Origin of the sequence: Leucobacter sp. 7(1), from assembly GCF_900163635.1 — a bacterium.
Lineage (GTDB): Bacteria > Actinomycetota > Actinomycetes > Actinomycetales > Microbacteriaceae > Leucobacter.
This window is the reverse complement of record NZ_FUID01000023.1, coordinates 44873-68953: the sequence shown is the minus strand read 5'-3', so window position 1 is coordinate 68953 and position 24081 is coordinate 44873. Positions and strand designations below refer to the sequence as shown.

The window sequence follows — 24081 nt, the reverse complement described above, 5'->3', positions numbered from 1 at the left end:
ATTGATGGGTGAGTTGTGGGTGCTTCGGTCCCGCGAAGCAGCCACAACTCACCCATCGATGTGGGAGGAGCGCCGAGGCAGCCCGAGGCAGGGAGGCCTCGCGCACTAGCGATCCGGCGTCACAAGGCCCGCGTCGTATGCGAGGATGACGGCCTGCACGCGGTCGCGCAGGTGCAGCTTTGTGAAGATGCGGGTGATGTGCGACTTCACGGTCTGCTCGGCAATGAAGAGCTCGCTCGCGATCTCGGGATTCGCGAAGCCCTGCCCGATCAGCACCAGAATCTCGCGCTCCCGGTCGGTCAGATCTGCGAGCCGGAGTGCGTGTTCGTCGTTTGTGGGCCGCTGTTCCGCGAAGCGCTGCAGCAAGCGCTTCGTGACGCTTGGGGCCAGCAGTGCGTCGCCGGCAGCCACCACTCGCACCGCGTTGATCAGCTCCGCGGGTGCCGCGTCCTTCAGCAGGAACCCACTGGCACCCGCCGCCAATGCGTCATGTACGTACTCGTCGAGATCGAAGGTCGTGAGGATCACCACGCGGGGCACATGGTCAACGCGGGGCGGCGGTGACATGAGCAGCCGGGTCGCCTCGAGCCCGTTCAGCTCGGGCATCCGGACGTCCATCAGTACCACGTCGGGTCGTAGCCGCTGGGACAGCGCCACCCCTTCCGCGCCGTCAGCGGCCTGCCCCACGACGGTGAGGTCGGGCTGCGCGTCCAGGATCGCAGCGAAGCCGGCGCGCACCATGGCCTGGTCGTCGACGATGAGCACGGAGACGGTCATGCGGGGAACTCCTTCGGAGCGTGGATGAGCCCAAGGCCGGCGGTCTCGGGGGAGATCGGGACGATCGCGATCACTTGGAAGCCACCGTCCGGGGTGGGGGCGGCGGCGAGAGAACCACCCAACGCGTTCACCCGCTCGCGCATCCCGCGGATGCCGTGGCCACTCGAATCCGCAGCGGGAGTGGACTCGAAGACACGTTCAGGCGGGGCCGCGTTGCGCACGGTGACCCGCGCCACCGCGGGGCCGGAGCCGGATTCGGCGATGCCGGTGAGCGTGACACTCGTGGCCGCCCCGGGTGCGTGGCGGGCCGCGTTTCCGAGCGACTCCTGCACCACGCGGTATACCGCGAGCTGGCAGATCGGATCCATGCGCGTGCGGAGCGCAACGGGGAGCTGATCATCGAGCTCGGCGCGGGATCGGGTTGCAAGCTCAGGCAGCTCGACGAGGCTCGGCTGCGGCGCGTGCTCGGCGTCGTCGTCGGCGCGCAGTACGCCAAGCAGCGCCCGCATCTCGCCCAGGGCGACGCGGGCGGTGGCGGCGAGCTCGTCGAACTCATCTGCAACCTCCGGGCTCAGATCCGAGTAGCGGTACCGAGCGCTCGCCGCCTGCACTTGGATCACGGACATTCCGTGAGCGACGACGTCGTGCATCTCGCGCGCGATCCGGGTGCGTTCCTCAGCGATCTGGCGCTTCGCGAGTTCGAGCTCAGTCAGTTCTCGCGCCTCGGCGAGCGCCCCGCGCGCGGTGCGGATGGAGCGAATCAGGGACCCCACCCCGATGGCAATCCCGCTGAGCACCACCGTGACGATGAGGTTCGAGATCACGGGCCCCGGCGGGATCTCCCCGCTCATCCCGACCGTGAGCCCGACCGCGGTGAGCCCCACAATCGCGGCACCGACGCTCGCAAGGATCCAGCGCCCCCGCACAGCGGAAAACCCGAACACCACCAGGAGCGCGAGCAGGGTCGCGACGGGAACTGGCCAGGGGGCATCCGGGGTGGCATGGCCCACGGACATGCTCGAGACTGCAGCCACGATCACGAGCAGGATCGCCCAGCGGGGGAGCCACGCGACGAGCAGCACCGCAATCGACTGCAACAGGGCGAGTGCCAGAGCCGCGCCGACCTGCTGCTGGTACACGGTCGCGCCGAGCGACGCAGCCACGGCGAGAAGCGTGACCGCAACACCGCCGAACACACTCCAGGTCCAGATGGCGGCGCGGCGGGATCGGGTCATGCGGCAAGGGTACCGCCCGCACCCGCCGGAAAAACTCGTGCTTGCGCTCGGTTCAACGAGCCGGATAGGGTGGTTCACGGTAGTTCATCAACCCGGAAAGGAGCAGGTCATGCAAAAGATTAACCGCATCGCATTCGATCTGCCGCGTCCGGGCATCTCGCTGACCGGACATTAGGTTTCTCGCGGCCCGCCATTGTGGCCCGCCGCCCCTTCTCGTTATCAGCTCTTCCGCACCTCTCTGAGTGCGCTGTTCCGATCAGGAATCATGACTGCTTCATCTGCTGCTTCATCGGCGTCCCCCGACCGCGACGCCATCAACTCTGCAACGCCCGGTGCCGCGCCCGCGACGCCGCGCCTCTCAACCCCGCGCGCCCTCGCGCGGCTGTACCCATTCGCGAAACCCGCGCTGCCGCGTCTCATTGGCGGCGCGCTCGTGGGCCTGGGTGCCGCCGTCGCGAGCCTGATGATCCCGCTCGTGCTGCAGTGGGCCGTTGACGGCCCGATCACGACGGGGGATCGCACTCAGATTCTGTGGGGCACCCTCGCGGTGCTCGCGCTGGGCGTCGCTGAGGCGCTGATGGTGTTCTTGCGCCGGCGGTTTGTGCTGACTCCCGCCGCGGGCATCGAGTACTCGGTGCGCCAGGCCTTCTACGAGCGGCTGCAGCGGCTGCCCGTCGCCTTCCACGACCGGTGGCAGTCGGGGCAGCTCCTCAGCCGCATGATGCAGGACATCGGGGCGATCCGGCGCTGGCTCGCGTTCGGGCTGATTCTGCTCCTCATCAACGTGCTGACAATTGTGATCGGTTCGGCACTCCTGTTCCGGTGGCACTGGGCCCTCGGCACGGTGTTTGTCGTGTGTTCGCTGCCGCTCTGGATTCTCGGCTACCGCTTCGAGCAGAGCTACGGTGTGCTCTCGCGCAGCAGTCAGGATCAGGCCGGAGACCTCGCGACCTCCGTGGAGGAAAGCGTGCACGGGATCCGTGTACTGAAGGCGTTTGGCCGGGGCGGGCACGCGCTCTCCCTGTTCACACGTCGCGCGGAGACACTGCGCGACACCGAGATGCGCAAGGCTCGCGCCGTGGGGCAGCTCTGGTATTGGCATGAGCTTGTGCCCGTGTTGGCGCTGGGCGCGTGTTTCCTCACTGGCGTGTGGCTGGCCGCAACTGGCAGCCTGACAGTGGGGGAGCTGTTCGCGTTCTTCGCGATGGCGGCGGCCTTGCAGTGGCCGATGGCCTCTCTCGGGTACCTGTACTCGCTGCTCATCGATACCCGTACCGCGACCGATCGCGTCTTCGAGGTGCTTGACGCCCCCGTCACGATCACCGATCCCGCGGAGCCGCGCACGATCACCGAGCCGCGCGGTGAACTCGCCTTCCGTGGCGTGCGTTTCCGCTACCCGGACACCACCTCGGACAGCCCTGACCTGCTTGCGGGCATCACCCTCACGCTGCGCCCGGGCGAGACCATGGCGCTCGTGGGCGCGACCGGGAGCGGCAAAACCACGCTGACCACGCTGCCGACGCGCCTGTTCGATGTCAGCGGCGGATCCGTAGAGCTCGACGGCATCGACGTACGGGAGCTCAGGCTCGACGAGCTGCGTCGCCGGATCGGCGTCGCGTTTGAAGACCCGATCCTGTTTTCAGCCTCGGTGCGCGACAACGTGCTGCTGGGCCGCGACGATCTCGACCCGCACAGCCCGGAAGCGGACGCCGTGCTCGCCGAAGCGCTCGACGTGGCCCAAGCCGGCTTCGCGTACGACCTCCCGGACGGCGTCGATACCGAGGTCGGGGAGGAAGGACTGTCGCTCTCCGGCGGCCAGCGGCAGCGCCTCGCTCTCGCGCGAGTGGTGGCCGCCGCGCCGGACGTGCTCGTGCTCGACGATCCGCTCTCTGCACTCGACGTCGACACCGAGGCGCTTGTTGAGGCCGCGTTGCGTCGGGTGCTCGCGCACACGACCGCGCTCATCGTGGCGCACCGCCCCTCGACCGTGGCCATGGCGGATCGTGTCGCGGTGCTCTGGGACGGCCGGATCGAGGCCGTCGGCACTCACGCCGAGCTGCTGCGCGACAACGCCCACTACCGGTACCTGATCGCCACAATCGATCGCGGTGATCAGGCCGGATCGCCCCAAGAATCCCATGATCCGGCTCCGCCCGGGCCCCAGGAACCGCCTGCCGCAGACACCGAGACGGAGGACCGCGCATGAGCCCCGAAACCGTCCGCGGCACCCGCGGCGAAGACCGCGACGAGTACACCCGCGAGGAGAGTCGCGCGATCCGGAAGCGGTCGCTGCGCCTGCTCCGCTCGATCCTGGCTCCGCTCAAGAAACTGATCCTGCTCACCGCTGTGGTGATCGTGATCTCGACAGCGTTGCGCGCGATCGGCCCCACGCTGCTCGCATTTGGCATCGATGTGGCGCTGCCGCGCGCCGTCGACCACGGCGATTGGTGGCCCGCAGTCGGGGTCGGTGGGGCGTTCCTCGTCTCGGGCCTCGTGGGTGCCGGCTTTGTGGGATGGTACGTCGTGCTGATCGCCCGGCTCACGCAGGCCGTGATGATGGAGCTGCGAACCCGGATCTTCCGGCACACGCAGCGGCTCAGCCTCGAGTTCCACGAGGGGTACACGTCGGGCCGCATCATCGCGCGCCAGACGAGTGATCTCGAGTCGATCCAGGAGTTGCTTGATGGCAGCCTGAACGAATTGATCGACGCGATCCTGCTCGGTGGCTTCACGCTGCTCATGCTGTTCCTCATTGACTGGCGCAGCGGGCTGCTGCTGCTCTGCATGGGGATTCCGCTGGCGATCCTGATGCGCTGGTTTGTTGTGGAATCCCAGAAGGGGTTCCGGGCCACGCGCGTTGTCAGCGCAAAACTGATCGTGCAGTTCGTTGAGACGATGACGGGGATCCGCGCGGTGCAGGCGTTCCGGCGCGAGGACCGCAACCGTGCGGCTTTCGGCAGTGCCTCTGACGACTACCGGCGCGCAAACCTGCGCGTATTCCGACTGTTTGGGGTGCTCGATCCAGGCCTGATCCTGCTCGCAAACGTCACCATCGCGGTCGTCCTGTTCTGGGGTGCGCTCCGGGTCGCCGACGGCGGTCTCGCGATCGGCGTGCTGCTCGCGGCCGTGCTGTACGTGCGGAACTTCTTCGGCCCGATCGAGGAGGTGGCGATGTTCTTGAACTCCTACCAGTCCGCGACGGCGGCGCTTGAAAAGGTGTCGGGTGTGCTTGAGGAGGAGCCGACAGTGCGTGAGGCCCAGACTCCCGCGAGTCTGCCCGAGGCGCGTGGTGAGCTCGCATTCGAGGACGTGAGTTTTGGCTACGCGGGCGGCCGTACCGTGCTCGCGGACACCTCGCTGCAGATCCCCGCCGGGCAGACGACCGCGCTTGTCGGGACCACGGGCGCGGGCAAATCCACGCTCGCGAAGCTTGTGGCTCGCTTCTACGACCCGAGCGAGGGCCGCGTCACGCTTGACGGCGTCGACCTGCGGGAGTTGGCACCGGCTGACCTGCGCCGAGCGATCGTGATGGTCACCCAGGAGGCCTACTTGTTCAGCGGGACCGTCGCGGAGAACATCGCGATCGGTCGACCCGACGCGACAAACGAGGAGATCCGTGCCGCGGCCGAGGCCGTGGGGGCGCACGCCTTTATCGAGGCGCTCCCGGACGGCTACGACACGGACGTAAATAAGCGTGGCGGGCGCGTTTCCGCGGGGCAGCGTCAGCTGATCTCGTTCGCGCGTGCCTTCCTCGCGGATCCACGCGTGCTAATCCTCGACGAGGCCACCGCTTCACTGGACCTGCCGAGCGAGCGGCTCGTGCAGGATGCCCTGCAGCGGTTGCTCGCCGATCGCACCGCGATCATCATCGCGCACCGCCTGTCGACGGTCGCGATTGCGGATCGCGTGCTCGTGATGGAGGGCGGCCGGGTTGTCGAGGACGGCAGCCCCGCGGAGCTCGTCGCAGCGGGCGGCCGCTATGCCGCGCTGCACGACGGCTGGGAGGCGTCGCAGGTGTAACAGCGGCGCCTGGCAGGGAGCCGCTCACACAAGCGACCCGTTACTTGCACACGCCCCGGTATTCCGGGGGATTTCGTGCGAGTAACGGGTCGCTTGTGTAGTACCGGGTCGTTTCTGTGAGGCGCGGCCCAGGCCAAGCGGCCTCAGCGGGAGGCTGGTGCCTCTGGGGTATCGGTACCCGTGGCCGCCTCAGCGTCGACCTCGGATTGTGTCTCCGCCGCCTCCGCCGCGTCAGCCGCCTCGTCTTCGACGATGCTGTCCGGGGTCCGCTCGCGGTTGCGCCACTCGTAGATACTCGCGGACGCCGCATCGCGCGGGCGCGACAGGAAGATGATTGAGAGCGAGAACCCGATGAGCGCCGCGAAGATCGCGGAGAGCCACGGCCAGATGCCCAGCAGGTAGAGCACCGCGAAGGGTACTGCGAAGAACAGCAGACGTAGCGCGGTGTACACAATCCAGACAGTGCGGGGGTTTTTCACGCCGCCGAGTCTACCCGGGCAGTCTGCGCTGAGTCTGAGGCGAGGGCTCGGGTGCCCAGGTGGCCGTGACCCGGGACGAGTACGATGGAGGCATGGTGCGATTCATCATTATCGGTATCGTCGTCGCGGTGGCGTTCACGCTGTACGCGCTTGTCGACGCGGCGATGACGGATGGTGCCCGTGCGCGCGGCGTCAGCAAGCCCGTCTGGGTGGTCTTGGTCGTGGTGCTCCCCGTGATCGGCGGTGTGTTGTGGTTCCTGATCGGCAAGGGAGACACGCCAGCCGTGCGGCCTGCCGCCCCGGATGACGACCCGCGATTTAGCGGGACGCGGATGTCAGCGCGGGATCTCGACACGCATATGGAAGATCTCGAAGCGCGGCTCCGGGAGCTCGACAGTGAGACGTTCCCGGGGGAGACGCCGAGCGGCGACGCCTCGGACGGTCCTGACCCGAGCGATCCCGGCAAGCGCGCCGACGGCGACTCGGCCCAGTCGTGAGCGGGGCCGCACCTCAGGCCCCCCTTCCCGCTCCCGCATCGATCTTCGCGGTCGAGCTTCTGGGGGAACTGATCCGGCATGGCGTGTGCGACGTGGTTGTGTGCCCCGGGTCGCGGTCCCAGGCACTTGCGCTGGCCGCGGCGGCTGCGGAGCAGGCCGAGGCGATTCGGCTCCACGTGCGCGTGGACGAGCGGAGCGCCGCGTTTTTCGCACTCGGCATCGCACGAGAGACCGGGATCCCAGCCCCCGTGATCGTGACAAGCGGTGGCGCCGTGGCAAACCTGCTTCCGGCAGTGCTCGAAGCCCATGAGGCGCGCGTGCCGATGCTGCTGCTCACCGCGGACCGTCCCGAAGAACTCCGTGGAATCCGCAGCAACCAGACCACCACGCAGCCTGGGATGTTCGGCCCTGCGGCCCGCTTGACCGTCGACGTGGCTGCTCCCGAGTTTGGCCCGGACGGGGACCTGATCCGCGATGGATCCCGTGACCCGGGCGTGCTTGCCCAGCGTGCGCTCTCCGCCGCCACAGGATTCATCGGCGGGGACCCGGCTGGCCCGGTGCACCTCAACCTGTCCTTCCGGGAGCCGCTCTCCGGCACAGCGGGATTTGACGCGATGATCGCGCAGGGTTTTGCTGCCGCCCGCGCGGAGGCCGAAGAGCTGCGTGCCGCTGATACGCCCGGGATCGCGAGCCCGCACACGCGCGTTACCGATCGCGGGTGGCTGAGTCACACAGGATTCGCAGACGCGGAGAGCTACGTGCATGCGGGAGACGCGCTGAGTGTGGTGCTCGCCGGGGCAGACGCGGGATCTGAGGCCGAAGCCTTCGCGCACGCCGCGGGCGCCCCCCTGCTCGCAGAAGTTGTCAGCGGATCCCGCTATGGCCGCGAAGCCATTGTCGGCTACGCGACGCTGCTTGCGGATCCCGAAGTCGGGGGTTTGACCGAGCGCGTGATCGTGTTTGGGCACCCCACGCTCACGCGTCAGGCGACGGCGCTGATGCTGCGTGATGACGTCGAGGTGATCGTGGTTGACCCGCACTCCGGGCCCCGCGTCGCACACGTCAACCCGGGGGGTCGCGCCCGGATTGTCCGTGCCGCGCGCGTCGCAGAGGACTACACCCCCCGCACCCTGCATCGCTGGCTCGGCCTGTGGGTGCTGCCGGATCGTGAGCTGCAGCGCGCCCGCACCACCGTGCACGAGCCGGACTTCGCCGCGGCGACCGCGAGCGGCTACAAAGAGCGCAACGCATACGCGCGATCCGAGGTCGCGACAATGCGCGAGCCCGTCACGCGTGCCCTGCTGACCGAGTCCGTGTGGCGTGCCACGTGGCCGCACGACCGGATTGTGCTGGCGGCCTCGCGCCTGGTGCGGGTGCTCGACTCGCTCGCGCCCGGGCGCAAACTCACGGTGCACGCGAACCGTGGGCTCGCCGGGATCGACGGCACTGTCGCGACTTCGCTCGGCGTCGCCGCGGCCAGTCAGTCGGCCGAGGACCCGGCGCGCTCGGCGGGCGCGACCCGTGTGGTGTTGGGCGATCTCGCGCTGCTCCATGACGCCGGATCGCTCCTGCTGCCCGAGGGGGAAGCTCCGCTGCGGATCCAGCTCTTCGTCGGTAACGACGGCGGCGGAACGATCTTCGACGGGCTCGAAGTTGCGGGCAGCGCGGATCGCACCGCCTTCGACCGCGTGATGTTCACGCCTCACCGTGCGGACCTGGCGGCGCTCGCTGCCGCCTACGGCTGGGAGTATCGCCGGGTCGAAACGCGCAGCGAACTTGAGCGGTTCCTCACCGAGCTCGTGACAGGGCCGTGCCTCGTGGAAGCACCGCTCGCCCGGGACGCCTAGCGTGCGCTGATCTCTTGCCCGGCCAGGGTCTCCCGTGGCGTTCCCCGCGGGAGTAGGATCGCGCCATGAACGAGAACTGGCGTGCCGAGCGCGTGAACATGATCCGGGGCCTGATCGTGGCGGCCGCGCCCGGCATCGCCGAAGAGATCAAGTGGGTGAAGCCGACAAACCCGGCGGGCGTGCCCACCTTCACGCTTGATGGCCTCGTGTGTACGGTCGAAACGTATAAGGACAAGGTGAAAGTGACCTTTGCGCGCGGCGCATCCTTGCCGGATCCTGCCGGGGTGTTCAACGCGAGCCTGGATGCAGGCACGCGTCGCGCCGTAGATCTGCGTGAGGCCGATGTGCTCGACGCAACGGCGTTCTCAGACTTGATTCGCGCCGCGGTGGAGTTCAACCGCTCCCGCTAGCCGGCCCGGCTCTCCTGCTATCCCCGAACGACATCGATGGGTGAGTTTCCGGGGCTTCCCGGGCGCCAAGCCCCAGAAACTCACCCATCGACGGGCGCGGGCGTCCCCGGGAGCGCGGCTGCCCCGCGTCAGCGTCGGATCTGGGCCCGGACGGCGGGCCAGAACGTGTCCGCCCAGACCTCGTAGCCGCGGTCGGTGGGGTGGAACGCGTCAGGCGCGAACTCGGTGAGGATGCCGCGGATCCCGCGTCGCCGGGTCGCCTCGTACACGGGCACGACGGTGAGGCCACGGTCCTCCGCGATCGTGTGGAGAATACGGTTCGCCTCGCGCACCTTCCGGTCGTTCCACGGCAGATGGAAGCACGGGACTTCCCCCACGATCGTGTGGGCGGGGAGGGCGTCGAAGATCGTAGCGATGTTGGTGTGGAAGGCGCGAGCGTCCCACTCAGCGATGTCATTCGCGCCGATTGCGAGCGTGACGAGCGCCGGATCCCGCCGTGCCAAGAGCTTCGCCGCTCGCGGCAGCTGATCCCGCACGCACAGGCGGGTCGGGGCACCAGACACGCCCAGATTCGTGACGGCGATCGGTTCACCCAGTTCAGCTTCGATGCGGTCTGCGAGCTGACCTACATAGCTGCGGCCGGGGGTGGACGCGCCGATGCCCTGCGCGGTCGAATCGCCGAGCGCCAGGTACCAAAAGTCTCCCTGCACCTTGCGGCGCTCGCGCCACCACGCCGCGGTCACGGGCTGCATTTCTGCGAGCTCCATGAGCGGGCGGTTCGCGCGTGCGTACAGGCGGTCAAGCCGCGCGTTGCGGGCGATCGCGGCGGTTGCGGAGAGCGCGAGGGCCCGCGCGCCGCGCACCGGAGAGTGAGCTGGGTACACCCGTTTAGCGTACTCGTTTGCTGGCAGTCTTCACTGCGCAGGCCATACAGTGGATTCCACGATCAGCGGGGATTCTGCCCGCTCGCACCCCGGGAGACGACAATGGCGCAACAGTTCTGGACCGATGATGTGACCGGGCTCCTCCGAGTGCGTGACGGCTTCGAGCTGCGGGCGGTGGACCCGAACTCGACGCCGGGCACGGCATCGGACAAAAAGGGTGGGCAAGCAGAACTGGCCCGCTCCGCGCAGGAGCTGCGCGGCCTGCAGGAAAAGCTGTTTGCGCAGAGCCGCACCGGTGCACCTGAGCGCCTGCTTGTTGTGCTCCAAGCGATGGATGCAGCGGGAAAAGGTGGCATCGTGAACCACGTGTTTGCGCAGGTCGAGCCCTACGGCCTCGCCCTCACCGCCTTCAAATCGCCGACGGAGGAGGAGCGCGCCCATGACTTCCTCTGGCGCGTTGAACCGCGCGTCCCAGGCCCTGGTGTGATCGGGGTGTTTGACCGCTCACACTACGAGGACGTGCTGATCCAACGGGTGCGCGGTTTCGCGCCTCCTGAAGAGATCGAGCGGCGCTACGGGGCCATCACCGAGTTCGAACAGCGGATTGCCACAGCCGGGGTGCGGATCGTGAAGATCATGCTCCACATCTCACCCGAGGAGCAGGCGGAGCGTCTGCGATCGCGCCTTGACGAGCCGGAGAAGCACTGGAAGTACAACACGGGAGACGTCGATGAGCGCGTGTTCTGGGCCGACTATATGGAGTCGTTCCAGATCGCGATCGACCGATCCGACGCCCCGCACGCCCCCTGGTATGTGGTGCCCGCGAATGCCAAGTGGTACGCCCGCGCAGCAGTGCAGCGCATCGTAATCTCGGAGCTCCAGGCGCTGCAGCCCAAATGGCCGGAGGTTGACTTTGACGTGGAGGCGGAGAAGGTGCGGCTTGCTGAGACGGCCGGGCTGCGCTGGCCCAACTAGCGGGGCCGCCGGGCACAGAAGCACCCACCTGTTGGCAGGATCACCGCACGCTCAGATCGCCGGTCGTTTCGCGACGAGGTTGAGCGAGGCGATTTGATCCGCAATCATGCGGCCCGCGCGGTCGTCAATGTACGTAGCGAGGGACACAATATCTGCAAAGTGTTGATGCATTGACTGGTGAAATACTGGCTCGTGATGTGCGACGCGGTTGCGGAGGTCATGGAGCCGAACGACGATCCTTTCGATGTCTTCACGTGTGCGAAGATGGGCGGGTACGCCCAGGAACGCGGTCTTGACGCGGGGCCACACTGTGGTCTTGTACCGTGCGCTGAGGGCATAGCGCCAGAAACCGAAAGTCAGTTCAGCGACGACCTTGCCGGCGGTCTCAGGCTTCCCGCCGCGCGTGGCACGCACCACTGCGGTCTGGATCTCTCTTTCCGCCTGAGACGCGAAGCGGTAGTGCGCGGTGTCCCGGTACCATTTGCCATCCGCATGGTGCGGGGCGAGTTTGGCGTGGATCGCGTTCCTGAGGAGCACTTCCCCATGCGCAATCAACTCTAGGAGGTGCGCTGAGACCTTCGCATTCCAGATGTAGAGCTCGACGGTATCCTCGCGAGCTGCACGATAGCGGGTGAGGCGTTCAGGGCTGACCCACTGTTCCAGTAGTTGTTCTTCTGGCATGTATGACATCTGGACACCTCCTTTGGTCCCCGATAGAATCATAGTGAAAGCCCCGGAACGATCCCTGCTCTGAAAGATTGAGCACATCGCCGGGGCTACAGTCATTCCCGGGAGACGAGGCGACTGCTGCGCAGGGATCGCTCGATGGCGCACGCAGGCTACTCTGCGAAGGCCTCGGTGATAGGTCGGAACTTCGACACGGTCTCGCCAAATTCGTGCCCCGGGTCGGAGCCCGCGACGATCCCGCCACCCGCACTCGCGGTGACACGGCGCGGTCTTGCGGGATCAGCTTCGGCTGCGGGATCGACTTGCGCGCAGCGCAGCGCAATGACCCACTCGCCGTCTCCGGCGGCGTCGATCCAACCGACGGCACCCGAGTAGCGGCCGCGATCGAAGGGTTCGAGCTCGGCGATTGCGGCGACCGCGTCGGCGGTCGGGGTGCCGGCGATTGCAGCGGTCGGGTGCAGTGCGCCGACAAGCTCGATCGCGGAACTACGCTCTCGCAGGGACGCTCCAAGGTCGGTAGCGAGGTGCCACACGTTTGGCAGTTGGAGCGGGAACGGCTCTTCGCTGGTCCGCATCTCGCTGACGTGGGGGGCCAGGGCGGTGACCACGCTCTGCACCGCAAACACGTGCTCGTGCTGTTCTTTATCGCTCGTCAGAAGCTCGTCTCGCGCCTGTGCATCGCGTTCCGGGGATTCCGCGTGCCGTGCGCGCGTACCCGCGAGGACCCGCGCCGACACCGCACCCGCTGTGGACCGGATCAACGTTTCAGGACTCGCGCCGACAATGCCGTCGACCGCGAACGTCCAGCAATCCAGGTAGCGCTCGGCAAGTCGGGCGAGCGGAACACGGAGGTCGGATCCGGCAGGGAGGTGGCCCTGGATCTGCCGTGCTAGCACGATCTTCTCGACTTCGCCGCGCGCGATCCGGCGCACCGACTCGCTGACGCCCGCGAGGTAGGCATCGACGGGGTCTGGTTCCGTATCCGCGAGGTTTGTGCGCGGCGCGAAGGTCACGCCGGACCACACCCCACTGGGAGTGGGGAGGGGGAGGGCGGGATCCTGATTCGCGATTTCTGCGTCTTCGTCGGCCTGCCTGGTGACCCGGGTGATCCACCACCGGTCGCGATGGCGCGCCACCAGGAGCTGTGGAACGATCAACACGCTTTCCGCGGCGCTCGCGTCATCGAACGCGAATGTCCCGAGTGCAACCAGGCCAGACCCGGGCAACGCCACAGGATCATCGATTGTGGCAAGCTCGGCGATCCTGCGCCAAGTGGCTGCGGCATCGCGAAAACGCTGCGGTCCGCGGAAGGTCACACGGAGCGCTTCGCCAATCCCGACACATCCACGGTCTCCGCGCAGCCAGATGAGCGGTGACGCGGGATCCGCCAGAGACAGCAGATCCGGTGCACCGGAGAGGGGTCGCGTGACCGCACGTAAGCGGGGTACGGCGGATTCACTCGTCACCCCACCAATCTACTCCTCCGTGCTGACCTGGGCCTGTCCGCCTGAGTGCCCGGGGAGAATCCGGGCAAGCCGCACGCTATATCCGCTCAGCGCACAGGGGAGACGGGCTACCATAGGGGGGTGATCCGACCCGACACCGCGACCAAGCACGCCGCCGACGTTTCCAGCATGTTCGATGAGGTATCCCCCCGGTACGACCTCATCAACGATGTGTTGACTGTAGGCAACGATCGGCTGTGGCGTGTGGCCACCACCAAAGCCGTGGCCCCCCGCAAGGGCATGCGCATTCTCGACCTGGCTGCGGGGACCGGGACGTCGTCTGCCGCGCTCGCCGCGCACGGCGCCCATGTTGTTGCCGCGGACTTCTCGGAGGGAATGCTTGCGGAAGGCCGAAAGCGGCACGCAGGGAATGAGCTCATCGAGTTCGTGCACGCGGACGCGATGGCGCTTCCGTTCGAGGACAACAGCTTTGACGCTGCGACGATCTCCTACGGCCTGCGCAACATCAGTGACCCGCGTGCGGCGCTCGCCGAGATGCACCGCGTCGTGAAGCCCGGCGGCCGGATCGTGATCGCCGAGTTTTCAACCCCGCCCGCAGCGATCGTGCGCGGCCCCTACGCGTGGTACGGCCGCAACGTGCTGCCCAGGATCGCCGGTGCGATCAACAGGGAAGCTGCCGAAGCGTACCGCTACCTCAACGAGTCGATCGAGGCATGGCCCACGCAAGAGGAGCTCGCCGGATGGCTGCGCGAGGCTGGCTTTGAGCGTGTCGCGTACCGGAACCTGACATTTGGGATCGTGGCCCTGCACCGTGGCTTTGTGCCGCGCGAGGCCCCCGCCGCGAAGCAGGCCGCCGCGAAGCAGGCCCCGGGCTCCGCGAAGAAGCCCGCGGCGAAGAAAGCGGCGGCGAAGTCCGAAACGGCAAAGCCCGCTGCGGCGAAGAAGTCTGCCGCCGAGTCGAAGCCCGCGGCTGCGAAGAAGCCCGCTGAGTCGAAGCCCGCTGCTGCGAAGAAACCGGCTGCGAAGAAACCTGCTGCGAAGAAACCGGCCGCGAAAAAACCCGCTGCCTCGCCCCAGCCCTCGACGACCGAGACCGGCTCGTCCGACGCCACCGGAGGTACCCCGTGATCCGCCCTCTCGCGGAAGACACCGCCACCCAGGCACTCCCGATGCGGTTGTTCCGCGGCGCGCAGGATCGCAAGCACGCCAAGCTGCTGCAGGAGCAACTGGAGCTCATCGAAGCAGGTCTGCTTGAACACCTGCGGTTTGCGTCCCCGGTTGCGGACGCACCGGCGCGCTACCTCATGAGTGCTGGCGGCAAGCGGATCCGGCCCATGCTGACACTGCTCACGAGTGAACTGGGTGCCGGACCAAACGAACTTGTGCGGCGAGCTGCGCAGGCGATCGAAATGACGCACCTCGCCTCGCTGTACCACGACGACGTCATGGACGATGCGAAGCTGCGCCGGGGCGTCCCCGCTGCGCAGACAGTATGGAACAACTCGGTCGCGATTCTCGCGGGGGACCTGCTGTTCGCCCGCGCCTCGTCGCTGGTGTCGGGGATGGGCGAGGAAGCGATCCTGCTCCAGGCGCAGACCTTTGAACGGCTGTGCCTTGGGCAACTGCACGAGACCGTCGGTCCGCAGCCCGAGGACGAGCCGATCGCGCACTACATTCAGGTCCTCGCGGACAAGACCGGTGCGCTGATCGCGACCGCCGCACGTATGGGCGTGATGTTCGGCGACGGGCCGGCAGAGTTCGCTGACCCGGTCACCGAGTACGGCGAGCGGATCGGCGTGGCCTTCCAGCTCATCGACGACGTGATTGATCTCTCCCCGCAGAAGGAGCAGACCGGCAAGCGCGCCGGCACGGATCTCCGTGCGGGCGTGGCAACCCTGCCGCTCCTGTTGCTGCAGCAGCGCGCTGCGGCCGGCGGCGAAGATGCCGAGCTGTTGGCGCAGATCGAGGCGGGTGTTGCCGCGATTGCGGGCGGTGCCGATGCTGGCGTCCTTGACGACGCCGTTGAAGCGTTGCGCGGCCACGAGGTCACTCGGGAGACTGAAGCAACCGCTCGGCGCTGGGCCGCAGAGGCCGTGACCGCGCTCGATGTGCTGCCGAAGTCTTCGGTGAAGCGCGCGCTTGAGCGCATGGCCGAATCCATCGTCACGCGCGAAGGCTAGGCTCGCTGATCCCGCACCAGCACGCGCGGGATCGGCATTTTGACGGGCCGCGCGGATGATACCGGCTGCGGCATGACTGAACCATAGGAGTGCGATGAGCAAGATGCGACTGGCAATTGTCGGGGCTGGTCCCGCGGGGATCTACGCGGCTGATTTGCTGTTGAAAGCCGAACGCGACTTCGAGGTCGAGATTGACCTCTTTGAGCAGCTCCCCGCACCGTACGGGCTTGTTCGTTACGGTGTCTCGCCGGATCACCCGCGCATTAAGGGCATCATCACTGCACTCCGTGATGTGCTGGACAGCGGTCAGATTCGCTACTTCGGCAACGTCCGCTACGGCCGCGACATCACCCTGGAGGATCTGAAGCGCCATTACAACGCCGTGATCTTCTCCACGGGCGCGATCCGTGACGCAAACCTGAACATCCCCGGCATCGACGCGGAAGCGTCCTACGGTGCGGCGGACTACGTCAGCTGGTTCGACGGTCACCCCGACGTGCCGCGCACCTGGCCGCTCGAGGCTGAGAGCGTTGGCGTGATCGGGAACGGTAACGTCGCGCTCGACGTGTCGCGCATGCTCATCAAGCACGCCGACGACCTGCTGCCCACCGAGATCCCGCAGAACGTCTACGAGGGCCTCAAGAATAACCCGATTCAGGAGCTGCACCTGTTTGGCCGCCGCGGCCCGAAATACGTGAAGTTCACGCCGCTTGAGCTGCGCGAGCTTGGCGAGGTCCGCGATGTGGACATGATCGTCGATGAGCGCGACTTTGATCGCGAGGACGCCTACGCCGACGAGGTGCTCGCGAAGAACAAGCAGATCACAGTGATCACTCGGATCATGGACAAGTGGCGAGCTGAGCAGGTTGAGCGTGAGGCGAGCGGCGAGCGCGCGTCCCGCCGCCTGCACATGCACTTCTGGTCGAAGCCCGTCGAGGTCGTCGTTGAGGACGGTCGGGTGGCTGGACTGAAGATCGAGCGCACGGCACCCGACGGCGAGGGCGGCGTGATCGACACCGGCGAGTTCGAGGTCATCCCGATGCAGGCGCTCTACCGCGCCGTTGGCTACCTCGGGTCGCCGCTCGACGAGATTCCGTTCGACGACGCCAAGGGCGTCATCCCGAACGCGCAGGGGCGCGTGCTCGATCTCGAAGGTGCCCAGATTCCTGGCATCTACGCGACAGGCTGGATCAAGCGGGGTCCCGTGGGCCTGATCGGTCACACGAAGTCCGACGCGATGGAGACGCTGGAGTGCCTCATGGAGGATCAGGCAAGCTGGTGGCAGCCTGAGGTCGCCGAGAGTGAGGCGATCCCGGCCCTGCTCCACGAACGCGATGTGCCCTACACGACGATCGACGGTTGGCACCGCCTCGATGAACACGAGCTCGCGCTCGGTGCCGAGGAGGGGCGTACCCGAGTCAAGGTCGTGCCCCGTGACGAGATGACGCGTATCTCCCGCGCCGAGTAGCTGCGGACTTTGCTTCTGCCAGTACGGCACCCCTCCGCTGGAGGGGTGCCGTACTGCTTGTGGCTGCCAGGCACTCATTTTCGGTTCCCGGAGTCCGCCGTTCTCCGGCTCAGCCCCTCGGTGCCGCGCGTGGAAACCGTAGGAGATTCACGCGCCACTGGCCGAAATCGCGCCAGAATCTCTTGCCGGATCGTGAATCTCCGCCCTAAGCGTGAGCGCGGCGTGCACCAGATTGACGCCCCGGACCTCTCATTCCTGAGGTGGATTCTGCGGCGGACGCGTGCTTCGGATCTGGAGCCAGAGTGCCAACATCGCGTCGACATCCGTGAAACTGAGCCCAAAATGCTCGTTTGCGCGCCGTATGCGATAGCGGACTGTGTTTTCGTGGACATCGAGCATGCGGGCGGTTCGTGCAATGTTGCCGAAACAACTGAGCCACGCACTAACTGCTTCTGCGACGCGAGGCTCGTCTTGGATCAAGCGCTCCACGCCCGGAGCGCGGAGTTCCGGCTCGCCAGCGAAGAACTCGGAGGTGCGCGCGAAGATAAGTTGAGGCCGGAACTCCTCCACGGTGAGGAAACGCGCTTCTGATGAGTCTGTAACGGCGTCGAAAAGTCGATCGGCCAATTCTTTGAGTGGCGCAACCTCAGCGGAGCGGTGCGCGAGTCCGGGAGCGGCGATTCGGACGCCGGGCCCCACGAGCCTGTCTGCCAGGGGCAATATAGGGAGGAGTAGATCTGCGATCGGGCTGGTCGCTTCGTGTTCGACAAGTGCGTAGACGCGACCTGACCGTTCTGCAGTCACGACCTCTGGGCGATGCAGCGCGAGTTGGCGCTGCACGACGGATCGCAGCTGGGCCGTGCTTGAATGCTCGACGTTGTTACCGACTTGAAAGGCACACAGCGCGCCACCCCGTTCTTCAGAAATCCCCAGTTCAGCGAGTTCAGCTCCGTCGATCTCGGTCCCCTCCAAGAGAGTTCGGAGGCGGTCTTCTCTGGGGCGCTGACGTGACTTGTGGATGCGAAGTGCGTCCATCATCTGCGCCGCGGCAACTGCTGCGCCAGCTCGTATTTGTTCGTCCTGTTCAGCTGTGATCGGGGATTCTCCTGAGGCGTCGATCGCCCAGATGCTTCCGAGCGGAAGGGAGCCGGCCCGGATTGCGCAAGCAACGCGAGGCTCTTCGTCGCCGATGCGCGGAAACTTGAGCGCTGATTCAGAACGGAGTAGCATGCGGTATTCGTCGTCGTTGAACGGGTAGTCGGGCACTCGTCGCGCGAGAATTCCCTGTGTGCGGAGCCGGTCAATGAGCTGCCCAGGCACCGAGGAATAAGCAATCACCCGCCGCTCCAGATCCTCGATTACCACCGAGCCACCGAAGAAACTTGCCAACTGGTTGGTGAGGGTGAAGAGCAGCTCAGAACCCGGCTCAGCCTGGACCTGCTCGCCGTGTTCCCTGTCTCCAATGGCGCGTGCCAGGAGCGCTTCAAAGTGTCGCCAACTGACGTGATCTGCGACGCGAATTAGCGGGACCTGGTTCGCGGACGATATTCCTGCAAGTCGGGCTGAGTCCGCTTCCTTGCACTTCACCGCGACCGCAGCAAATCCCAGCCGTGAGGCTTGCATGGTGAGCTCGTCAAACCCTGCTCCCTCGATTCCTGCGATGGACGGTGCAAGGAGAATGAGGCCTGGGGCAGCTGGGAGGTCGTCAAGAGCGTCGTAGTACTCAATTCCTCGGACGACGACCGTGGCTGCGATCGTCCCGAGAAGCCGCGCCGTCTGAGAACCAAGTTCTGTGAGCAACGTACTCAGTTCAACCCCATCAGTGCCCCGAACTAGAGAATCCGAATACTCCATTCCCCAAACTTATTCGGAAACTCCAAACCAGGGAAGCATTCGCGCGCGTATCGTGGCCCCCACAGAGTTCTTCACCCTCTGCACCTATCCTCCAACGACGAAGGATCTCCATGAAGAAAACACCTCTCATCATGCTCGCCGCCCTCGCTGCTATCACACTTGGGCTCGCCGGATGCTCCAATGGGGGAGCCGAAGCTTCAACCACCACGCCATCAAACGAGCGAAACTTGCCCGCTGGAGACGAGATTACGACCACGGCGGATCCGAAACTCGTGGCTCTGCTCCCGGACGATGTCGCAGAGAAGGGCAAACTCGACGTCACCGTGGAGATCCCGTACCCGCCCATGTCGATGTTCGGTGAGAACAACCGAGAGATCGGGTTTGATCCCGAGTTGGGGCGCCTGATCGCCCAGAAGCTCGACCTCGATATCTCCTTGAACAAGGGCGTGTTCGACACCGCTGTGGCGTCGTTGCAGGCAGGGAAGAACGACATGATCATGATGGGCATGAACGATACGCCTGAGCGGCAAAAGACGTTGAGCTTTGTGAACTACACGCACGGGGGCTTCGCTATTGTCGTGAAAGCCGGGAACCCGGACTCCATCAATACTCAGAGCGATCTGTGTGGAAAGACCGTCTCGGTACAGAAGGCGACCGTGCAGGGGGATCTGCTGCGCGCCATGGACTGTGGTGTGAACGTGATGGAGTTGCCAGCCGATCTTGACGCGGTCACGGCCTTGCGTGCAGGCAAGAGCAGCGCGTACGTTGCCGATGCCATTCCAGCACGGTACATCGCAGAGACGACGGACGACGGCGCGACGTTTGATATCGTTCAGGACGCTGAGAACCCACGCGGCTTCGATCCGGTGTACAGCGGAATTGGAATCCTGAAGGACCGCACGGAACTGGTTGAAGCGGTACGTGCGGCGCTTGAGTCCCTGATCGAAGAAGGCAGCTACGAGAAGCTCACCTCGCGATACGACATCCAGGACTACGGCGTCGAAGAGGCACAGGTGAATCAAGGGACGGCAACCTCGTGACTATGGTTGACCGGCACTCCAGCCCTGGCGCGCAAACAATGTCCACGCAGGACGATGTCGACGCCATTCCGCTCAGGCGCCCGTGGCGATGGATCAGTGCCGCAGTGGTGATCCTGCTCCTGGTGTGGTTCGTCACTATTGTGGTGACCAACCCGAACCTGGATTTCGGAGTGGTGGGCGAGTTTGTCTTCGACCCTCGGATCGTTGAGGGAGCCCTGCTCACCATCCTGATCACAGTCATTTCCATGGTGGTATCGACGCTGCTCGCCATTCTGGTGGCCGCGATGCGGCTGTCGTCGAATCCGGTGCTCTCCAGCGTCGCCTGGTTCTATGTGTGGGCGTTCCGGGGGACACCCCTGCTGGTCCAGATCGTGCTGTGGGGGTATCTTGGCCTCTTGTTCGATCGGATTCGTTTGGGCATTCCGCTCACTGACGTTGTGTTCTGGTCCATTGACACCAACACACTCATCACTCCGTTCATTGCGGGGCTACTTGCGCTTACGCTGAATCAGGCGGCCTACTCCTCGGAGATTGTTCGTGCAGGAATGATCTCGGTGGATGAAGGGCAACGCGAAGCTGCGTACTCCCTAGGGATGTCACCCCTTTACACCTTCCGGCGGGTCCTGCTCCCGCAGGCAATGCGAGTGATCATTCCTCCGATGGGCAATGAATTGATCTCGATGCTGAAGAACACATCGTTGCTGTCGGTGATCGCTGTGCTCGAGATCTACACACAGTCGTCAATGATCGCTGCGTACAACCTCAAGCAGGTAGAGATGCTCATCGTGGTGAGTCTCTGGTACCTCTTCATGACCAGCGTGTTGTCGATCCCGCAGTACTACCTGGAGCGTCGCTTTGGTCGAGGCACCTCACGCAACTTGCCTCCCACGCCCTTCCAACGGCTCCAAGGAGCCATCGCTCGGCGGAGGCCGGGGCCTGATCCCGCGCCTCCAACGAACGCAGTGCAGGTGATCGGAGAATGACCATGAGCGAGACACACGAGGTTGTGAACGTGGTGAGTGGCGATCCTTTGGTGCAGATCCGCAGCGTCCGGAAGAGCTATGGGGCTCATGAAGTGCTGCGAAACATTTCGCTGGGGGCGCCCGAAGGATCGGTCACCGTGTTGCTGGGGCCTTCCGGGTCTGGGAAATCCACGCTTCTCCGGTGCATCAATCATTTGGAGACCATTGACGGTGGACGGATCATCGTGGACGGCGAACTCATCGGGTACCGACAGTCCGGGAACAAGTCGCATGAGATGACTCCCCGTCAAATTGCGAAACAGCGGCAAAGTATCGGGATGGTGTTTCAGAAGTTCAACCTCTTCCCGCATTTGACGGCTCTGGAGAATATTTCGGAGGCACCAATCGGGGTGAGCGGAAAGCCGCGTGCGGCAGCGCGTGCACGTGCGGTCGAGCTCCTCGATCGCGTCGGGCTTGCGGATTTCGCTCAGCACTATCCAGCGCAACTCTCGGGTGGGCAGCAACAGAGAGTTGCGATTGCCCGGGCGCTCGCGATGGACCCGAAGCTCATGCTGTTTGACGAGCCGACATCGGCGCTCGATCCGGAACTGGTGGGTGACGTACTAGACGTGATGCGAGAACTCGCGCGTGAGGGTATGACGATGATCGTTGTGACACACGAGATTGGTTTTGCTCGCGGCGTTGCCGATCAGGTCGTCTTTATGGACGGCGGGATTGTCGTGGAATCGGGTCCACCGCATGAGGTGCTCGACAATCCGCAGCGGCTGCGGACAAGGAGCTTCCTGGAAAGCGTGCAGTAGCCGTTCGTTGAGGATGAGTGTGGCCAGCTTGCCCGTTCTGGAATGCGTACATGCATCCCAGAGCGGGCAAGCCTGCAGTTACGCCGAGTACGCGCCCCAGCGATGCTGTAGACCGGTGAGGAGCGCGTCGAGGCCCAACTGGAAGACGAGATCACGTTCGCGTGCACCCGTTTCGGTGAGGAGTTCGGAGAACGCGCGGTGGGTGTCGCTGAGCGCTGCGGTTGCACCGCTCGGAACAGGGGCGTACACGTTGTCGGGCCCAGAGGAATCAAGGGCAGCGCCAAAAATGAATGTCTCGATTGCGCTGAGCGAGGGGATCACGCTTCGGTCATACCAGCCAGCTTCCCGAAACGCCGCGACAATTCGTTGGTACATGTGGGAAGTGCGCACCGTATGGGAGACCGGGACGGCAACGATCACCTCGACCATTGCCGGATTGGCCCGCAGATATCGGAGGTAGCTCCCCGCCCACTGCGCCAGGGCCTCTCGAAGTGACGAGGTACCGAACCCGGACAGGCTGAGCTGCGTGCTGATTTCTTCCTGGAGCAGCGCTAGGACCGCGCTGCGAGAAGGGACGTGATTGTAGAGCGCCCCGACCGATACCCCGAGTCGGGTCGCCAGCGCGCGCATCGTCAGCGCAGAGAGCCCCTGGCTTCGCACGAGCCTGGAGGCCGCGGAGGTGATTCGGGGCATCGTGAGGACTGGGGAACGCGGGCGGCCGCGGCCGCGACGCGCAGGCTCGATGGACAAGCAGTTCTCCTTTAATGAACATTGACCCTGCGGGGTACGTGTCGCCTGATGGACTGATGCTATATCTGCCATCAGGGATCTGGGTAGAGAACGCGGAAAATAAACAAGACACGCAAAACCGGGCGCGTTTCGGCGTGGGCGAGCCAGACTTCTGCCCAGCGCATCTGCGCGATCTACAGAGCCAACGGAGGCAACCCCATGAAACACATTGACACCGATGTCGTGGTGATCGGATCAGGCGTCGCCGGGCTGAGCGCCGCGTATCGTCTGCGGCAAGCTGATCGGGAAGTAGTGGTACTTGAAGCGCGGGACCGTGTGGGCGGGCGGGTGAAATCCGATCTCAGCAATGGGTTCCTCATTGAGGTCGGTGGGCAGTGGATCGCACCGGATCAGGAGCGCCTCTTGAATCTGATCGAGGAACTCGGCCTTGAAAAGTACCCGAGGTACCGAGAAGGAGACGATCTCTACGTGAACGGGCAGGGGCAGCTTGTACGCCATGCCACGGAACTGCCACCACTTGCTGAGGAGACTCTCGGTGAGATTGAGCGCCTGATTGATGCGCTGGAGGAGCTTTCGCAGGAGGTTGATCCGCTCGAGCCGTGGTCCCACCCCCGGGCGGAAGAACTTGATGCCGTGTCATTCGGTGGGTGGCTGGAATCTCAGACCCCGAACGCTGAGGCGATCGATTTCGTCTCGCCCTTCGTTGCGGGTGGCATGCTCACTAAGCCCGCAGCGCACTTCTCTCTTCTGGCGGCGCTCGTGATGGCCGCGAGTGCCGGAGGATTCCGAGACCTCGCCGATCTGGACCTAGTGTTGAACGAACGTGTGCTCGGCGGGATGCATCGCGTGCCTGAACGACTGGCTCAAGAGATTGGTGCTGAACGGATTCACCTTGAAACGGATGTGCGAAGTGTCGCCGTTGACGGTGACAGCGTGCGCGTCGAAGCCGACGGGTTGAGCGTGCGAGCCCGCGAAGTCATCGTTGCGCTCGGCCCTCATCTGGTCTCCCGAATCGAGTTCACGCCCCCGCTTCCCCCGAAGAAGCAGCAGATGTTCCAACATTTCTCCATGGGCAACGTCATCAAAGTGCACGCGTTCTATGACGCGCCCTTTTGGCGAAAGCAGGGGTTGTCGGGGACTACGTATGGGCCGTCTGAGATCGTGCACGAAACCTACGACAACACGGCACCTGATTATCCGGGTGGCACGCTCGTCGGGTTTGTGTCGGACCGGCAGGCAGACGCGATGTACGCGCTCGGCGAGAATGAACGGCGACAGGCGATCCTAGGATCCATCTCATCGTATTTTGGGGCGGAAGCGTTGGAGCCCGCGTTTTATTACGAGAGTGATTGGATCAATGAGGAGTACACCCGAGGTGCGTACGGCACGAGCTTCAGCATCGGAGCCATTACGCGCTACGCAGAGTTGGTGCGATCCTCGGTGGGGCCCATCCACTTCGCGTGCTCTGACATCGCGGGACTGGGGTACACCCACATCGACGGCGCCATTCGTATGGGGGAACGAGCGGCCGCACTCGCCGTGAGCGCTGCGGGGGTCGGGCCGAGTCGCAGCTGATCACGTTCCTCGGCGGGGCCGTGCTTCACGACGCTTCAGCCAGACCCGTTTCTGGGCGGACGACTTGCTCGATCGAGAAGCGCTTGAGAACGCAAGAGAACGGCGCTGGTGCCTGGCCAACTGGGCATCCTGGGCATATGGGACCTGCGGCGTA

21 protein-coding genes are annotated in these 24081 nt (G+C 65.2%); 13 read left to right on the top strand and 8 right to left on the bottom strand.

Going from position 1 to position 24081, the window contains the following annotated elements; translation table 11 throughout:
• Nucleotides 1-105 precede the first annotated feature (105 nt).
• The gene (locus FM113_RS05245) at nt 106-777 is read right to left on the bottom strand and encodes a response regulator transcription factor (RefSeq protein ID WP_087012216.1); all 672 of its coding nucleotides are present in this window, start codon (nt 775-777) and stop codon (nt 106-108) included.
• Entirely contained in the window at nt 774-2012 is a 1239-nt protein-coding gene (locus tag FM113_RS05240) for a sensor histidine kinase (RefSeq protein WP_087012214.1), read from the bottom strand. The genes FM113_RS05245 and FM113_RS05240 overlap by 4 nt, the downstream gene beginning before the upstream one ends.
• Nucleotides 2013-2277: 265 nt before the next feature.
• Here FM113_RS05240 and FM113_RS05235 point away from each other — a divergent pair, with 265 nt between their 5' ends.
• The gene (locus FM113_RS05235) at nt 2278-4218 is read left to right on the top strand and encodes an ABC transporter ATP-binding protein (protein WP_087012212.1); all 1941 of its coding nucleotides are present in this window, start codon (nt 2278-2280) and stop codon (nt 4216-4218) included.
• Entirely contained in the window at nt 4215-6032 is a 1818-nt protein-coding gene (locus FM113_RS05230) for an ABC transporter ATP-binding protein (protein ID WP_087012210.1), read from the top strand. The genes FM113_RS05235 and FM113_RS05230 overlap by 4 nt, the downstream gene beginning before the upstream one ends.
• A gap of 143 nt (nt 6033-6175) precedes the next feature.
• Here FM113_RS05230 and FM113_RS05225 read toward each other — a convergent pair whose 3' ends face one another.
• Nucleotides 6176-6511 (bottom strand): DUF4229 domain-containing protein, encoded by a 336-nt coding sequence (locus tag FM113_RS05225; RefSeq protein WP_087012208.1) that lies wholly within the window; start codon nt 6509-6511, stop codon nt 6176-6178.
• A gap of 92 nt (nt 6512-6603) precedes the next feature.
• Between FM113_RS05225 and FM113_RS05220 the strand changes: the two genes are divergently transcribed.
• From FM113_RS05220 to FM113_RS05210, 3 genes are all read left to right on the top strand, one after another.
• Nucleotides 6604-7008, top strand: a complete 405-nt coding sequence (locus tag FM113_RS05220; protein WP_087012206.1) for a PLDc N-terminal domain-containing protein — start codon at nt 6604-6606, stop codon at nt 7006-7008.
• Nucleotides 7005-8855: a 2-succinyl-5-enolpyruvyl-6-hydroxy-3-cyclohexene-1-carboxylic-acid synthase gene (menD, locus tag FM113_RS05215; RefSeq protein WP_254908882.1), complete on the top strand. Its 1851-nt coding sequence runs from the start codon at nt 7005-7007 to the stop codon at nt 8853-8855. The genes FM113_RS05220 and menD overlap by 4 nt, the downstream gene beginning before the upstream one ends.
• 65 nt (nt 8856-8920) lie before the next feature.
• On the top strand, nt 8921-9265 hold the full coding sequence (locus FM113_RS05210) for a DUF1801 domain-containing protein (protein WP_087012202.1): 345 nt from the start codon (nt 8921-8923) through the stop codon (nt 9263-9265).
• A 128-nt stretch (nt 9266-9393) separates the two neighbouring features.
• Here FM113_RS05210 and FM113_RS05205 read toward each other — a convergent pair whose 3' ends face one another.
• Entirely contained in the window at nt 9394-10149 is a 756-nt protein-coding gene (locus FM113_RS05205) for an SGNH/GDSL hydrolase family protein (protein WP_087012201.1), read from the bottom strand.
• 102 nt (nt 10150-10251) lie between these two features.
• Between FM113_RS05205 and FM113_RS05200 the strand changes: the two genes are divergently transcribed.
• Nucleotides 10252-11124: a PPK2 family polyphosphate kinase gene (locus FM113_RS05200; RefSeq protein ID WP_087012199.1), complete on the top strand. Its 873-nt coding sequence runs from the start codon at nt 10252-10254 to the stop codon at nt 11122-11124.
• A gap of 51 nt (nt 11125-11175) precedes the next feature.
• Here FM113_RS05200 and FM113_RS05195 read toward each other — a convergent pair whose 3' ends face one another.
• Together FM113_RS05195 and FM113_RS05190 are read right to left on the bottom strand one after the other, a co-directional pair.
• Complete coding sequence (locus tag FM113_RS05195) at nt 11176-11814, bottom strand: Abi family protein (RefSeq protein ID WP_176387085.1); 639 nt, start codon at nt 11812-11814, stop codon at nt 11176-11178.
• A 149-nt stretch (nt 11815-11963) separates the two neighbouring features.
• A complete protein-coding gene (locus FM113_RS05190; RefSeq protein ID WP_087012195.1) occupies nt 11964-13277 on the bottom strand; it encodes an isochorismate synthase MenF in 1314 nt (437 codons plus the stop codon).
• A gap of 120 nt (nt 13278-13397) precedes the next feature.
• On the opposite strand from FM113_RS05190, the gene ubiE reads away from it, so the two are divergent.
• The 3 genes from ubiE (at nt 13398) to FM113_RS05175 (ending at nt 16925) form a co-directional block, all read left to right on the top strand.
• The gene (ubiE, locus tag FM113_RS05185) at nt 13398-14405 is read left to right on the top strand and encodes a bifunctional demethylmenaquinone methyltransferase/2-methoxy-6-polyprenyl-1,4-benzoquinol methylase UbiE (protein ID WP_254908881.1); all 1008 of its coding nucleotides are present in this window, start codon (nt 13398-13400) and stop codon (nt 14403-14405) included.
• Nucleotides 14406-14446: 41 nt separating this feature from the next.
• Entirely contained in the window at nt 14447-15457 is a 1011-nt protein-coding gene (locus tag FM113_RS05180) for a polyprenyl synthetase family protein (RefSeq protein WP_087012269.1), read from the top strand.
• A gap of 94 nt (nt 15458-15551) precedes the next feature.
• Entirely contained in the window at nt 15552-16925 is a 1374-nt protein-coding gene (locus FM113_RS05175; RefSeq protein ID WP_087012193.1) for an FAD-dependent oxidoreductase, read from the top strand.
• Nucleotides 16926-17174: 249 nt separating this feature from the next.
• Here FM113_RS05175 and FM113_RS05170 read toward each other — a convergent pair whose 3' ends face one another.
• Complete coding sequence (locus tag FM113_RS05170; protein ID WP_254908880.1) at nt 17175-18725, bottom strand: CdaR family transcriptional regulator; 1551 nt, start codon at nt 18723-18725, stop codon at nt 17175-17177.
• Nucleotides 18726-18889: 164 nt separating this feature from the next.
• Here FM113_RS05170 and FM113_RS05165 point away from each other — a divergent pair, with 164 nt between their 5' ends.
• From FM113_RS05165 to FM113_RS05155, 3 genes are read left to right on the top strand one after another with little or no spacing between them, the layout of a single operon-like run.
• A complete protein-coding gene (locus FM113_RS05165; RefSeq protein ID WP_087012188.1) occupies nt 18890-19819 on the top strand; it encodes a transporter substrate-binding domain-containing protein in 930 nt (309 codons plus the stop codon).
• A gap of 2 nt (nt 19820-19821) precedes the next feature.
• Nucleotides 19822-20802 (top strand): amino acid ABC transporter permease, encoded by a 981-nt coding sequence (locus tag FM113_RS05160; protein WP_087012186.1) that lies wholly within the window; start codon nt 19822-19824, stop codon nt 20800-20802.
• Nucleotides 20799-21602: an amino acid ABC transporter ATP-binding protein gene (locus FM113_RS05155; protein ID WP_087012184.1), complete on the top strand. Its 804-nt coding sequence runs from the start codon at nt 20799-20801 to the stop codon at nt 21600-21602. Before FM113_RS05160 ends, FM113_RS05155 begins: the two co-directional genes overlap by 4 nt.
• A 78-nt stretch (nt 21603-21680) precedes the next feature.
• Here FM113_RS05155 and FM113_RS05150 read toward each other — a convergent pair whose 3' ends face one another.
• A complete protein-coding gene (locus FM113_RS05150) occupies nt 21681-22352 on the bottom strand; it encodes a TetR/AcrR family transcriptional regulator (protein WP_217895959.1) in 672 nt (223 codons plus the stop codon).
• A 198-nt stretch (nt 22353-22550) separates the two neighbouring features.
• Between FM113_RS05150 and FM113_RS05145 the strand changes: the two genes are divergently transcribed.
• On the top strand, nt 22551-23927 hold the full coding sequence (locus FM113_RS05145; RefSeq protein WP_087012182.1) for an NAD(P)/FAD-dependent oxidoreductase: 1377 nt from the start codon (nt 22551-22553) through the stop codon (nt 23925-23927).
• Nucleotides 23928-24081: the final 154 nt, after the last annotated feature.

Bases quoted from the DNA above. Each gene is read 5' to 3' on its own strand.
- FM113_RS05245 (WP_087012216.1), bottom strand. From the start codon at position 777: ATGACCGTCTCCGTGCTCATCGTCGACGACCAGGCCATGGTGCGCGCC.
- FM113_RS05240 (WP_087012214.1), bottom strand. From the start codon at position 2,012: ATGACCCGATCCCGCCGCGCCGCCATCTGGACCTGGAGTGTGTTCGGC.
- FM113_RS05235 (WP_087012212.1), top strand. From the start codon at position 2,278: ATGACTGCTTCATCTGCTGCTTCATCGGCGTCCCCCGACCGCGACGCC.
- FM113_RS05230 (WP_087012210.1), top strand. From the start codon at position 4,215: ATGAGCCCCGAAACCGTCCGCGGCACCCGCGGCGAAGACCGCGACGAG.
- FM113_RS05220 (WP_087012206.1), top strand. From the start codon at position 6,604: ATGGTGCGATTCATCATTATCGGTATCGTCGTCGCGGTGGCGTTCACG.
- FM113_RS05210 (WP_087012202.1), top strand. From the start codon at position 8,921: ATGAACGAGAACTGGCGTGCCGAGCGCGTGAACATGATCCGGGGCCTG.
- FM113_RS05200 (WP_087012199.1), top strand. From the start codon at position 10,252: ATGGCGCAACAGTTCTGGACCGATGATGTGACCGGGCTCCTCCGAGTG.
- FM113_RS05195 (WP_176387085.1), bottom strand. From the start codon at position 11,814: ATGTCATACATGCCAGAAGAACAACTACTGGAACAGTGGGTCAGCCCT.
- FM113_RS05180 (WP_087012269.1), top strand. From the start codon at position 14,447: ATGCGGTTGTTCCGCGGCGCGCAGGATCGCAAGCACGCCAAGCTGCTG.
- FM113_RS05175 (WP_087012193.1), top strand. From the start codon at position 15,552: ATGAGCAAGATGCGACTGGCAATTGTCGGGGCTGGTCCCGCGGGGATC.
- FM113_RS05165 (WP_087012188.1), top strand. From the start codon at position 18,890: ATGAAGAAAACACCTCTCATCATGCTCGCCGCCCTCGCTGCTATCACA.
- FM113_RS05160 (WP_087012186.1), top strand. From the start codon at position 19,822: ATGGTTGACCGGCACTCCAGCCCTGGCGCGCAAACAATGTCCACGCAG.
- FM113_RS05155 (WP_087012184.1), top strand. From the start codon at position 20,799: ATGACCATGAGCGAGACACACGAGGTTGTGAACGTGGTGAGTGGCGAT.
- FM113_RS05145 (WP_087012182.1), top strand. From the start codon at position 22,551: ATGAAACACATTGACACCGATGTCGTGGTGATCGGATCAGGCGTCGCC.